13 protein-coding genes are annotated in these 12,454 nt (G+C 60.7%); 8 read left to right on the forward strand and 5 right to left on the reverse strand.

Translation table 11 applies throughout. From position 1 onward, the window contains the following. Positions 1-7: 7 nt before the first annotated feature. The gene (locus ACM3N8_RS15635; protein ID WP_043141703.1) at positions 8-409 is read left to right on the forward strand and encodes a VOC family protein; all 402 of its coding nucleotides are present in this window, start codon (positions 8-10) and stop codon (positions 407-409) included. Positions 410-491: 82 nt separating this feature from the next. On the opposite strand, the gene ACM3N8_RS15640 is transcribed toward ACM3N8_RS15635, so the two are convergent. Then, positions 492-812, reverse strand: a complete 321-nt coding sequence (locus ACM3N8_RS15640; RefSeq protein WP_042869414.1) for an SMR family transporter — start codon at positions 810-812, stop codon at positions 492-494. Further along, positions 800-1,213, reverse strand: a complete 414-nt coding sequence (locus ACM3N8_RS15645; RefSeq protein WP_080741178.1) for an SMR family transporter — start codon at positions 1,211-1,213, stop codon at positions 800-802. Before ACM3N8_RS15645 ends, ACM3N8_RS15640 begins: the two co-directional genes overlap by 13 nt. Before the next feature lie 157 nt (positions 1,214-1,370). On the opposite strand from ACM3N8_RS15645, the gene ACM3N8_RS15650 reads away from it, so the two are divergent. Together ACM3N8_RS15650 and ACM3N8_RS15655 are read left to right on the forward strand one after the other, a co-directional pair. Then, positions 1,371-2,252 (forward strand): LysR family transcriptional regulator, encoded by an 882-nt coding sequence (locus ACM3N8_RS15650; protein ID WP_043141706.1) that lies wholly within the window; start codon positions 1,371-1,373, stop codon positions 2,250-2,252. A gap of 125 nt (positions 2,253-2,377) precedes the next feature. Continuing rightward, entirely contained in the window at positions 2,378-3,958 is a 1,581-nt protein-coding gene (locus ACM3N8_RS15655) for a DUF3369 domain-containing protein (RefSeq protein ID WP_103472471.1), read from the forward strand. Between the two features lie 79 nt (positions 3,959-4,037). On the opposite strand, the gene ACM3N8_RS15660 is transcribed toward ACM3N8_RS15655, so the two are convergent. After that, the gene (locus tag ACM3N8_RS15660) at positions 4,038-4,565 is read right to left on the reverse strand and encodes a DUF2937 family protein (RefSeq protein ID WP_043141712.1); all 528 of its coding nucleotides are present in this window, start codon (positions 4,563-4,565) and stop codon (positions 4,038-4,040) included. 204 nt (positions 4,566-4,769) lie between these two features. Here ACM3N8_RS15660 and ACM3N8_RS15665 point away from each other — a divergent pair, with 204 nt between their 5' ends. Both ACM3N8_RS15665 and ACM3N8_RS15670 read left to right on the forward strand, forming a co-directional pair. Then, complete coding sequence (locus tag ACM3N8_RS15665; RefSeq protein ID WP_290019488.1) at positions 4,770-5,483, forward strand: phosphatase PAP2 family protein; 714 nt, start codon at positions 4,770-4,772, stop codon at positions 5,481-5,483. A gap of 257 nt (positions 5,484-5,740) precedes the next feature. Continuing rightward, the gene (locus tag ACM3N8_RS15670; RefSeq protein ID WP_043141717.1) at positions 5,741-6,643 is read left to right on the forward strand and encodes a sulfite exporter TauE/SafE family protein; all 903 of its coding nucleotides are present in this window, start codon (positions 5,741-5,743) and stop codon (positions 6,641-6,643) included. A gap of 83 nt (positions 6,644-6,726) precedes the next feature. Here ACM3N8_RS15670 and ACM3N8_RS15675 read toward each other — a convergent pair whose 3' ends face one another. Both ACM3N8_RS15675 and hemL read right to left on the reverse strand, forming a co-directional pair. Beyond that, positions 6,727-7,548: a hypothetical protein gene (locus tag ACM3N8_RS15675; RefSeq protein ID WP_290019492.1), complete on the reverse strand. Its 822-nt coding sequence runs from the start codon at positions 7,546-7,548 to the stop codon at positions 6,727-6,729. 211 nt (positions 7,549-7,759) lie between these two features. After that, complete coding sequence (gene hemL / locus ACM3N8_RS15680; protein ID WP_416016304.1) at positions 7,760-9,046, reverse strand: glutamate-1-semialdehyde 2,1-aminomutase; 1,287 nt, start codon at positions 9,044-9,046, stop codon at positions 7,760-7,762. 241 nt (positions 9,047-9,287) lie between these two features. On the opposite strand from hemL, the gene clcA reads away from it, so the two are divergent. The 3 genes from clcA to erpA all read left to right on the forward strand — a co-directional run bounded on the left by clcA (position 9,288) and on the right by erpA (position 11,921). Beyond that, positions 9,288-10,697, forward strand: a complete 1,410-nt coding sequence (gene clcA, locus ACM3N8_RS15685; protein ID WP_416016305.1) for a H(+)/Cl(-) exchange transporter ClcA — start codon at positions 9,288-9,290, stop codon at positions 10,695-10,697. 87 nt (positions 10,698-10,784) lie between these two features. Continuing rightward, positions 10,785-11,480, forward strand: a complete 696-nt coding sequence (locus tag ACM3N8_RS15690; RefSeq protein ID WP_103472466.1) for a DUF6776 family protein — start codon at positions 10,785-10,787, stop codon at positions 11,478-11,480. A 90-nt stretch (positions 11,481-11,570) separates the two neighbouring features. Further along, entirely contained in the window at positions 11,571-11,921 is a 351-nt protein-coding gene (gene erpA, locus ACM3N8_RS15695) for an iron-sulfur cluster insertion protein ErpA (protein WP_043141728.1), read from the forward strand. Positions 11,922-12,454 lie beyond the last annotated feature (533 nt).

The raw sequence follows: 12,454 nt of genomic DNA on the forward strand, positions 1-12,454 counted from the left end.
AGTGCATATGACTTTCCCGTTGTTTGACGCCATCCATCATGTGGCCATCATCGCCAGCGACTATGACCGCTCGCGCCACTTCTATCACCAGGTGCTGGGGCTGCCCATCCTGGCCGAGACCCTGCGCGAGGCACGCCAATCCTGGAAGCTGGATCTGGGCCTGCCCGATGGCAGCCAGCTGGAGCTGTTCAGCTTCCCGGCACCGCCCGCACGTCCCTCGAGGCCGGAGGCCTGTGGTCTGCGCCACCTGGCCTTCCGGGTCAGCGAGCTCGACCGCGTCATCCGGCATCTGCAGATCCATCAGATCGAGGTGGAGCCTGTGCGGGTGGATGAACTGACCGGCAAGCGCTTCACCTTCTTCGCCGACCCCGATGGTCTGCCGCTGGAGCTGTACGAAACGGCCCGTTAACCCGTTTGGCTTGTCTGTGGCCATCAGCAAAAAAGCCGCCCGGCGAACCGGGCGGCTTTTTTATTGTGTGAGCAAAAGGGAGTTAAGCCGTGGTCAGCAGCGCCACCGCGACGGCCATCACCACCATGCCGACCCAGCCGATGGGCTTGAGGCGCTCGCCAAACAGCAGCAGACCCCCGAGCGCGGTACCGAGAATGCCGATGGCACCCCAGGTGGCATAGGCGACCGCCAGATCGATCTTGCCGGTGCTCACGGCTTCCGAGAGCAGGGTAAAGGCGCACAGCACCAGCAGGATGCCGAGGAAGCCCCAGCCCTTGTAGCGGAAACCCACCGAGCGGTTGATCGCCATGTTGGCGCCTATATCCAGCAGGGCCGCGCCGAGCACGATAATCAACGGGTGCATGTGGCCTCCTTTATCTTGCTCAGGCTGGCCGTGCCACGTGGGCGGGCAACCGGCTCATCGTGGGTTTCACCCATTGTCACCATAACAATACCCACTATTGCCAGCACCAGACCTATCAGCTCCTGGGTACCTATGTCGTAACCCAGAAACAGGATGGAGACCAGGGTGATCAGGCCGATCCCCAAGCCTTCCCACAGTGCAAACGCAATACCAATGGAGATTGTTTTGGCGGCTTTGGCCAGCAGCAGATATGAGAAAGAGATGAGGATCCACATCGGCAGATAGTTGAGCCATCCGGCCTCGTTCTCCGGGATCAGGGCCATGCTGGAGGTGCCTGCCACCTCGGTCAGGATGGCGCCCGTCAAAAACATGCGAGCTAAGAGCATGCGACTGAATAACATAAAATTTCCTTCTGTGGCTGCGACGAGGGAGATGATAGCCGCAGTGAGACTGGGTGCAGCAATCGCTGAGCGTCGACTATTCAGACGCTGAAGGTTTGCCTTGCCGAGGAGGGGCGAGGTAATGTGAATATAGGATCCTCCGTCATCGGCCCCGGTCATGAAGCTTTATCAGATACAACTCTTTGTCGAGTCCGCCAGCAGCGGCTCCATCGCCAATACGGCGCGCCGTCTTGGCAAGAGCCGCAGTGCGGTCAGCACGGCGATCGCGGCACTGGAAGTTGAGCTTGGCGTCGAACTTTTTGAACGAGGGGCCAACCAGAGTCGATTGACCGAGATCGGCGAGCTGGTGCTGGATGACTGCAAGCGGCTGCTGCAGGCGGCCAACAGCCTCAAGCTCAAGTGTGAGCACTATGCCTCCGGTGCCGAGGTGGCGCTGCGGGTGGCGCGGGATGATGCCATCCCCGAGCTGGTCTGGCGCGACCTGCTGGGCGCGCTGCGCCGCCAGTTTCCAGGCACCAGTATCTCGCTGGTGCTGGCCTCGCCCCCCGAGCTGCCCGCCCTGGTGGAGGAGGGGTTTGTCGATGCCGCCTTCGGCCTCATCACAGAGGAGCAGGAGCGCAGCGGTCTCAACATAGATGTGCTCAATCCGATCCGCACCCTGATGGTGGTGGCACCGAGCCACCCGCTGGCCAGCCTGAAGCGGGTATTGCAGCAGGACTTGACCGGCCATACCCAGGTCACCCTCTCCTACGTGGATGAATTTTCGGTCAAGAGCCTGCTCCCCATCGGCGGCCAGCACATAGGCCTCTCCAGCTTCGAGTTGATGCGGGATGCTGTGCTGGACGGGCTGGGCTGGGCCGTGCTCCCTTCTCCCTTGATCCAGAGTCAGTTGCGGCAGGGGGAACTGCTGACCCTGAAACACAAATTCAGCCTGCAATGGCGCGATTATGGCGTCTATCTGTCGGAAAACGCCTATCATGGCAAGGTGCTGGCGTGGTTGAAGAAGGCGATCCAGGCCTATCTGGAGCCTTTCGAGTAAGCAGGCAAACCGGGCGTTCCAGGGCCGTTGACGAGGGGCTGAACGCAGCGGCTTCTTGTGATCCATCGCTGCCTGATGGTACATACTGTCAATACACTCATGCAGCGCCTGGAGGCGTGAACGATATGAGCAGTGCCCAAGACAAGGATGAGATCTGGCTGGATGACGACATCATCGAGCTGGACGATGATGAGGTCGTGGTGACCAAGGCGATCAACCCCTGGCAGGTACTGATCGTGGACGATGAACCGGATATTCATCATGCAACCCGGCTGGCACTTTCCAACATTCAATACAAATCCCGTCCCCTCGAACTCCTCAATGCCTACAGTGGTGCCGAAGCTGCCCGTATGCTGCTTGCCAACCCGCGCATCGCCCTGATCCTGCTGGATGTGGTGATGGAGACGGAAGATGCGGGGCTGCGGCTGGTACACCAGATCCGCAACGAGATGCACAACAGCCTGGTGCGGATAGTGCTGCGCACCGGCCAGCCCGGTCAGGCCCCGGAGCAGCGGGTGATCCTCGATTACGACATCAACGACTACAAGACCAAGACGGAACTGACGGTGCAGAAGCTCTACACCACAGTGATCGCCTCGCTGCGCTCCTACGAGACCCTCTGCGCCATCGACAAGAGCCGGCAGGGGCTAGGCAAGATACTGGAGGGGGCGGGGGATCTCTATCACCTTCATTCGCTTCGGGAATTTGCCTCCGGCGTGCTCAAGCAAATCAGCGCCATTCTGGATGTGGGCACGGAGGGGGCCATCTGCGTCGAACGCCGGCCGGGCACCCAGGAGCTGGAGATCCTGGCCGCCACAGGTGACTATGAATCCCTGCTCGACGAGGTGCCATTGAGCGCCTTTCCGGCGCTGCACGACTCTGTGATGAGCGCGCTCGCCAACCGCCGCAACCGCTTCGAACACCCGCAGGATGCGCTCTATATCGCCGCCCAGAACGGCCGTGAATTTGTGCTCAATTTTACGCCGACCCAGCCGCTCGATCCCCTCGAATGCGATCTGCTGGATGTGTTCTGTCAGCGGATTTCGGCTGCATACGACAACCTTTATCTCTACAACCAGCTGTTGCGCGCCCAGGAGGCGACCGTGGTGGCGCTGGCCGCACTGGCGGAGTTTCGCGACTCGGATACCGGTGAGCACGTGCTGCGGGTGCAGAAGCTGTCCGATGCCATAGTGGCCGAGATGCAACAGGCGGGGGCCTACCCCGATGAGTTGACCCCCGGTTTTGTCGACATGATAGGCATGGCCAGCATACTGCACGACGTCGGCAAGGTCGGTACCCCTGACCACATACTGCACAAGCCGGGGCGATTCGAGCCGGATGAGCGGCTCATCATGGAGCAGCATGCGGGCATAGGCGCCAACATCCTCTACAAGGCGGGCGAGATGGTCGAAGGCACCAGCTATCTGTCGCTGGGGGCCGAGATCGCCCGTGGACACCACGAGCATTTCGATGGCAAGGGCTACCCGGAGCAGCTGGCAGGGGAGGCGATCCCGCTGTCGGCCCGCATAGTGGCTGTGGTCGATGTGTTCGATGCCCTGCTCAGCCGGCGTCCCTACAAGGAACCCTGGTCGCTGGCGCAGACTATGGAATACATACAGTCCCGCTCGGGCAGCCAGTTCGATCCCCTGGTGGTGCAGGCACTCAATCGGCTGGTGGCGCAGTCACGGCTGCCTTACGAGGTATGAACGCGTCAGTCTGAAAGTAAAGAAGGGGCCATCAGGCCCCTTTTACTTTTGTCGCTGTAGCGATGTTTATGCGTTACAGCTAGCGCAGGGCATGGCGTGTTCTCGGTTGTTGCTTTCGAAATGGCAGCAGAAGCAGGCTCAGCAGCAGATCCCCCAGCAAGGCGGCGATGAAGCCTATCGACATGCCACAGATGATGGCCGATTGCTTGAGCGGCACCAGGTAGCTGTAATTTTGCAGTGTGTCTTGCCAGAGCTGGGCATCGGCGCGCAGCAGCAGGTGCGTCAGCTGCTGATACCAGGGGCGATCCTTGAAGGCACTCTCCTGCAACAGCGTCTGCTGCTGGCTCACCAGGTGCTGCAGGCTGGCGGCATCCTGTGCAAACACGGGGTCGGGATTGGTACGATAGTGGTTGACCAGCGCGGTCAGATCGCCGTTGAAGTGTTGATCCGCCGTGCCCTGAAACGGCACCAGGCTGAGGTTGGCCTGTTGCAGACGCGCATCCAGCCGCTGGTAGTAGAGGTCGATAAGACCCGGTATCTGAACGCCCGCCAGCAAACCCAGGGCAAACAGCATAATGCGAAGGTAGCTGCGCATATTCCTCATCATCTCGCTAAATAAGAGCCCTCATACTAGCCGCAAGCCGGGTTCAGGCCAAGATGGCACACCACACCCCCTTTGGCTGGTCGTGACAGGGCCGAGCTGAGGTCATCGCGGCGGCTTGTCTTGTTACCCCCGCTTACATTTATGTGATTCACGTCACGATTTTTATGTTCTAAAATATTGCGCTTTTTTGGGGAGAGGAGCGTCTGCATGAACAAGTTTGTGCCGTGTTATCTGGTGGGGGGCCTGATCGCCATCAGCTGGAGTGTCCTGCCTGCCCATGGTCCCTGGGATCAGTGGGATCTCGCCGTCTTCCATCTGGTCAACGGCTGGCTGGGCCAGTCTCGGCTGTGGGCCGATGCGGTGGCCGTGACCAACAATCGCCTGTTCGATCTGGCGGTGCTGGCCTGCATGGGGCTGATCCTCGCGACTGGTTTCTTCCGCTCCCATGAGCTCGGTCGCCGCCGCCTGGTGGCCATGGGGATCGTCATGCTGTTGGGGGCCTTGGCTATCAACCAGTTCGGCCATCTGCTGCCGGTCAGCCGGCCCAGTCCGACCCTGACGGTGCCAGATGCGCTGCGTGTCACCCAGCTCAGTGCGATCCCGACCAAGGACTCCTCCAGCGACAGCTTTCCCGGCGACCATGCCCTGTTTCTGATGATCTTCGCCGGCTTCGCCCTGCGCTATCTGCCGCGCCGGGCCAAAGTGACAGCCCTCTTGATGGTGCCGCTGTTTTCGGCGCCCCGCATCCTCTCCGGCGCCCACTGGCTGACGGACGTCTATGTGGGGGCCTTGTCGCTGACCCTGCTCTGCCTGCCACTCTTGTTGCTGACGGGATTGTCGGATGCGCTGATCCGCTGGCTCGCGCCCCGTTTGCCTTGGCTGCACGAGACGGATTGCGGACAACGGGCCGGTCAGCAATAAAAAAAGAAGGTCGGTGCATGCCGGCCTTCTTTTTGGCTACTTCCCATCGGTGACTGTGGTCGTCGCGAAATGACCATGACTACCACCGATGGCCCCAGGCCTGCTGGCCCTCATAGACAAGTATTAGCAGAGCCGTTCGAGCGCGCCTGCCAGGACTTTCTCCAGATAATCGTTTGCATGGGGTGAATGGTTGATCCCGACCAAGATTTTTTATTTTGACTGCCTTAGAATCGCCGCCCGTTGCTGGAGAACTCTGTATGTTAATTAATCTTTTGCGCCTGATATTCATCATCTGTGCCCTGGCTTTCATCTTCATGCTGGTTCAGGCCTGGTGGCAAAAACGGCGACAGGGATCGCTGGAACCCACCCCGTTCTGGCCCGTGGCTGCCATCGGGTTTGTTGCCAATTTTCTCGATACCCTGGGCGTCGGCAGCTTCGCGGTGAAGACGGCCTGTTACAAGCAGTTCAAGCTGATCGATGATCGCCTGTTGCCCGGCACCCTCAACGGTCAGTGCGTGTTGCCGACCGTGACCCAGTCCCTCATCTTCATCGGAGTGGTCAAGGTGGATCCGCTCACCCTCATCAGCATGATGGTGGCGGCGGCTGTGGGGGCGGCCTGGGGGGCACGCCATGTGGCGTCGTTTGATCGACAGACCATACGGCTGGTGATGGCTGTCTCCCTGTTGGTGGTGGCCGGGCTCATCTTCGCGGGCCTGCTGGGGCTGTTCCCCCTCGGCGGCGATGCCATGGGGCTGACCGGCTACAAGCTGGGCATTGCCCTGCTCGGCAACTTCATCTTCGGGGTCTTGATGAACGTCGGCATAGGCCTGTTTGCCCCCTGCATGACGCTGGTCTACCTGCTCGGCATGAATCCGCTGGCGGCCTTCCCCATCATGATGGGCTCCACCGCCGTGCTCAGCGTCTTTTCGGCGGGCACCTTCATCCGCAAGGGAGCCTTCGATGCCAAGGCGGTGCTGGCGGTGGCCATCTTCGGCCCCATTGGCGTGGTGCTGGCCGCCATGCTGGTCAAATCCATGGACATGGAGATGCTGAAGTGGCTGGTGGCCTTCATCGTCATCTATACCTCCTGGACCATGTACGCCTCCTGGCGGGCGGCGCGGCGCCAGTCCCAACCCCGGTTGGCGGGCGTCGCTGGCTAGCCTGCCCGGCGCCGTTTTTCGGCGCTGTGCTTGCCGCACCTTGCTGGTTCAGGCGGTGGTGATGCTGACGTGGCCGCTGGCCTTCATCGTCCCCCATATCTCCTGGACCAGATGCGTCTCCTGGTGGGCGTTGCGGCGTCAGCCTCAACCCCGGCTGGCGGGCGTCGCAGGCTAGCCTGCACCAGTGCCGCCTCCGCCTTGGCTCCCAGAAACACATACAGCCCCAGTGCCAGCAGCAGTCCCACGGCACACCCCATCACCCCGACCGCAGGCCAGAGCAGCTCGCTCTGGCCGAGGGATCCCTTGAACAGCAGCAAGAGTCCCTCGATGGAGACAGCGATCAGGATGGCGGCGATGAAGCGGGTGATGGTGCGGCGAACTGCGCTGTGGCGGAAGATGTCCTTATGCAGCAGCACCTCCTCCTCCAGAATCGTCTTGCCCAGATCGAACACCGCCAGCGCCAGGGTCAGGAATATGATGGCGCTGAAGGCACCGAGCCGGTTCTGCTGCGTCCCGCACAGCAGCAGGTAGAGCTGCTCCAGCCCATGCCAGATCAGGGTGGCGACGATTAGGAACAGCGCCATGCTGAGCACCACGTACACCGCCTTGAACCAGGGCATGGCCCGGCGGCGTTCTCTGTCCCCCATCAGCCAGGCGATCAGCTGATTGAGGCAGAGCGTCAGCTCCCGGCCATGACCCTGCACCACCAGGCGCAGCTGTGCTTGCGGCGCTGGCACTGGGGGCAGGATCCTCGCAGGCTCATGGCTCTGGCCTATGGTCAGTATGAAGGGATAACCCCTGAGCGAGTCGAGGGGGGCGGTGAGCAGCCCCAGCAACAAGGGGGTCAGTTCGGGTTCGTACTCCTGATAGCGCCGCAGCACATCGATGGGGCTCATCTCTGCCATACACACCTCGGTCAAGTGGGCTCCTGCTGATGGTGTGCAAATAGTGGGCCCGCTTTATGACAGGGATGGCAGGAGTTGTTGCACCAGAGAGTGGCAAATGGGAGGAGGCCGCTGAGGAATTGCACCAGAACCGTGGCAGGGCCTGGGGTGGGCCAGACATGGGGCAATGAAAAAGGGCCCGTGAAGGGCCCTCTCATCAAACCGGGTGGGATTAACCCGCCAGCTTGGCAAAGCTGCGCTCGGCGGCGGCCAGGGTATGTTCAATCTCCTTGTCACCGTGCGCCAGCGACAGGAAGCCTGCCTCGTAGGCGCTTGGCGCCAGATAGACACCTTCTTCCAGCATCAGATGGTAGAAGCGCTTGAAACGTTCCATGTCGCAGCGGGTCACCTGCTCGTAGAGGGTGATCTCGGCCTCGTCGGTGAAGAAGAAGCCGAACATGCCGCCCACGTAGTTGATGGCAAGCGGGATGCCGTGCTTGGCGGCGGCGGCTTTCAGCCCCTCGGCCACCCGGGCTGTCTTGGCGTTCAGCTGGTCATACAGACCCGGTTCCAGCAGCAGGTCCAGCATGGCGAGGCCCGCAGCCATGGCCACGGGGTTGCCGGAGAGAGTGCCTGCCTGATAAACCGGCCCGGTCGGGGCTATGTACTGCATCACCTTCTTCTTGCCGCCGAAGGCGCCGACCGGCATGCCGGCCCCTATGATCTTGCCGAGGGTGGTGAGGTCAGGGTCGATATTGTAGTAACCCTGGGCGCCTCGCAGGGAGACGCGGAAGCCGGTCATCACCTCGTCCAGGATCAGCAGGGCGCCGGCCTCGTCACAGATGGCGCGCAGCCCTTCCAGGAAGCCGGGCACCGGCGGGATGCAGTTCATGTTGCCGGCCACCGGCTCGACTATGATGCAGGCGATCTCGCTGCCGTACTGGCTGAAGACTTCCCGCACCGAATCCAGATCGTTGAACACGCAGGTCAGGGTGTGCTTGGCGAAATCGGCCGGCACGCCCGGGCTGTTGGGCTGACCCAGCGTCAGGGCGCCTGAGCCTGCCTTGACCAGCAGGGAGTCGGCGTGGCCGTGGTAGCAGCCTTCGAATTTGACGATCTTGTCACGACCTGTATAGCCACGGGCCAGACGGATGGCGCTCATGGTCGCCTCCGTGCCGGAGTTGACCATACGCACCTGCTCCATGGAGGGCACTATCTGGCGCACCTTCTCGGCCATCAGCACTTCGATCTCGGTCGGCGCGCCGTAGCTCAGCCCCTTCTCCACCGCCTTGATGACGGCGGCCTTGATGGCCGGGTGGTTGTGCCCCAGCAGCATGGGTCCCCAGGAGCCGATGTAATCCACATAGGCCTGACCATCCACGTCATAGAGGTAGGCACCATCGGCGTGATCGATGAAGCGGGGTGTACCGCCGACCCCATTGAAGGCGCGGACCGGTGAGTTGACGCCACCCGGAATGGTCTGGCGGGCCTGTTCAAACAGCTGATCTGATTTTGACATGGATCATCCTTAATGGGATTTTGGTCGTCACACAGGCGCAGGCGGCCGATTGCGGCTCGGCAGTGGGGGGGCGGTGGAGTATGCTTTGCGCTCTCGTCATCCGGGCCCCAAGCCTGCCCCGTGCTAAATGAAACGGGCCGACTATAGCAGAAAGGCCCTGTGCTGGGCAGCCGGGCGGCATGCCGGATGATCCCCGCGTCTGCCTGCAGACGAATGTGGTTTTTCCAAATGGTGCAATACGTTGGTGCAACAAGAACTCTCCTCCTCCGACCCGCTCGCCTCTCCCCCAGGCTCCGTCTTGCGACGCCCTGCCTTGCTGCGGCTTGTTCAGCAAGACAAGATGCCGCTGCTGGTACTCTTGCTGGCAGCCCTGGTCGGCACTCTGGCCGGTCTGGTGTGTGGCCTGTTCGAATCGGGCGTGCACTGGCTGGCCGGGCTGCGGCTAGCCTTGCTGGCCGATCGCCCCTGGTGGCAGCTCGGTCTGCTCGGCTTTGGCTTCAGCGCCCTGTTGGGCTTTGTCGGCTACTTCCTCACCCACTCCTTTGCCCCTGAAGCGGGCGGTTCCGGCATTCCCGAGATCGAGGGTGCCATGGATGATCTGCGTCCGGTGCGCTGGTGGCGGGTGTTGCCGGTCAAGTTTTTTGGCGGCATCTGCACCCTGAGCTCAGGCATGGTGCTGGGACGGGAGGGGCCCTCGGTACAGATCGGGGGCAACCTGGGCAAGATGGTGGCGGATATCTTCCGGCTGCCGAAGGAGCACGGCCATGCCCTGCTGGCTGCCGGGGCTGCGGGTGGGTTGGCCGCCGCCTTCAATGCCCCTCTGGCGGGGATCCTGTTCGTGATGGAGGAGATGCGCCCCCAGTTTCGCTACTCCTTCCTGGCCATCAAAGCGGTGGGGATCTCTGCCATCATGGCGACCCTGATGCTGCAGAACATGAAGGGTCAGACGCCTGTCATCAGCCTGCCGCACTATGAGGCTCCGGCGCTGAAGGCGCTCTGGCTGTTCCTCTTCATGGGGGCTGCCTTCGGGGTTTTGGGCTTCGTCTTCAACAAGCTGGTGCTGGCCTGCCAGGATGTTTATCTGGCGCTGCACCGGAACAAACGCCACCGGTTTGTCGCCATCGGCATGCTGGTGGCCGGCACCTTCGGCGTGCTGTCACTGTTTGCACCCTCGGTGACCGGCGGGGGGACCGAGCTTATTCCCCATCTGATGGGCGGTGAATATGCGATGGCGACCCTGTTTCTCATCTTCTCCATCCGGCTGGTGGCTACCCTGATCTGTTTCTGCTCCGGTGCGCCCGGTGGCGTGTTTGCTCCCACCCTGGCACTCGGCACCCTGTTTGGCGTCGTATTTGGTCATCTGTTTCATGCCGCATTTCCCGAGCTTGGCGTAGAGCCGGGCGCCTTCGCCATCGCCGGCATGGGGGCGCTGTTTGCCGCCACGGTACGGGCCCCCATCACCGGAATCGTGCTGGTCACCGAGATGACCGACAACTACCAGCTGATCCTGCCCATGATGATCACCACGGTCGGGGCAACCCTGGTGGCTCAGTGGCTGGGTGGGCGTCCCATCTATTCGCAGATCCTGGAGCGAACTTTACGGCTTGCGGCGCGTCAAAAGCGGGGAGACAGCGGTGCCATTGCCAGTTAACTCCTTGTATGTCAGCGCGAATCCGGTCTAGTCGCGTATAGTGAAGGGAGCATGGCCGCTGTATGGCGCAGTAACAAAAGAGGCCTTATGTCCCAGATAGTGAAGTTGTTGGCTGTGCTGCTGATGGGCGCGCTGATCGGGTATTTCGTCGGCAATCGACAGGAACTGGCCCAGAGCAGCCTGTTGACGGTGCAGCAAGAGACCCTGGAGCGGCAGGGCAAGGCGATTGGCCAGCTCAAGAGTGACCTCGGCATCAAGGAGACGCTGCTGGCCACCCAGAGAGCCGCGTTCGAACAACTGCAGCAGACGCTCAAGGATCAGGAAGCCCAGGTGCAGGAACAGAAGCGGCAGCTGGCCTTCTTCGAGCGCATCATGCGACCGACGGGTGAGCAGGTGGGGGTGGTGATCGACAACCTCACCCTGCAGGAGACCAGTATTCCCGGTCGCTATCACTATCGGCTGGCCTTGACCCAGCCAGCCAAGAAGCGCGAACTGTTTCGCGGTCAGGTGCAGATAAAGGTAGAAGGGAGCCTGGGTGACAAGCCCAGCACCCTCGGCAGCCGTGAGCTCGGCATGAAAGTGGGCGAGGGGCGTTACGCCTTGCGCTACTTTCAGCTGCTGGAAGGCAACTGGCAGTTGCCGGAAGGCTTTGTACCGGACCGGGTGCGTGTCACTATTGGCAAAGAGGGTCGGCAACCAGCCCAGGAGTTGCTGGCCGAATGGGGGGAGGTGATTAAACCATTGGTGGTTGCTCCGCCCGCGCCGGCACCTGCGGTGCAGTAAGAAGCTTGGTGAATACTTGAACTAAATGGTCGGGTATTGGATAATTTCGCGGTTTCCATGTTTGTGGATTTAACGGTTGTGAGGTCAGTAATGAGTGCAGTAGCAGAAGCCCCGTTGCCAATCCAGATGACGGATGCGGCAGCCAACAAGGTGAAGAACTTGATCACCGAAGAAGAAAATCCCGAGCTCAAGCTGCGGGTCTACATCACGGGCGGTGGCTGCTCCGGTTTCCAGTACGGTTTCACCTTCGATGAGAAAATCAATGAAGGGGACACAGTGGTTGAGAAGAGTGGGGTCACCATGGTGATCGATCCCATGAGCCTGCAATACCTGGTGGGCGGCAGTGTGGACTACACCGAAGGTCTGGAAGGCTCCCGCTTTACCGTGACCAACCCCAATGCCACCACAACCTGTGGCTGCGGTTCCAGTTTCTCCATCTGATGTGCCGTAACGGCACGATAGAAAAGGGCCCAGCAGGGCCCTTTTCTATTTATCCCTCCCTTTATCCCTACCTGTCTTCCTATATAAAGCGTCGCATCCTTATAAGGCATCGTCAGGCACAGCGGGCTTTTTGGCCGGTAAAAGAGGGAGGTCACCCTTCCTGAAGCACATAAGTGGATGCTTATTGCACGATCTGGTTGTTGGTTAAACACTTGAACGTCTTCTTCAATAAAACACAGTGTTTTTACTTGCCAGAAAGATTCAGCTCCCTATAATGCGCCCCTACCAGCACGGCGGAACACGCCAACCTGATGAGCCAGCTTCCTTGTGAAGCCGGCGCCGAAAGAAAAGCGAAAACAATCGCTTGACTTTCGAAGTGAGGAGCGTAATATGCGCCTCCTCAGCGCNTCGCTTGACTTTCGAAGTGAGGAGCGTAATATGCGCCTCCTCAGCGCGACAAGCGTGACGCTCTTTAACAATTTGAATCAAGCAATCTGTGTGGGCACTCACAGCATCGAACATCAAACAATTTT

The sequence above is a fragment of the Aeromonas sp. A04 genome, assembly GCF_047780465.1.
Taxonomy (GTDB): domain Bacteria; phylum Pseudomonadota; class Gammaproteobacteria; order Enterobacterales; family Aeromonadaceae; genus Aeromonas; species Aeromonas bestiarum.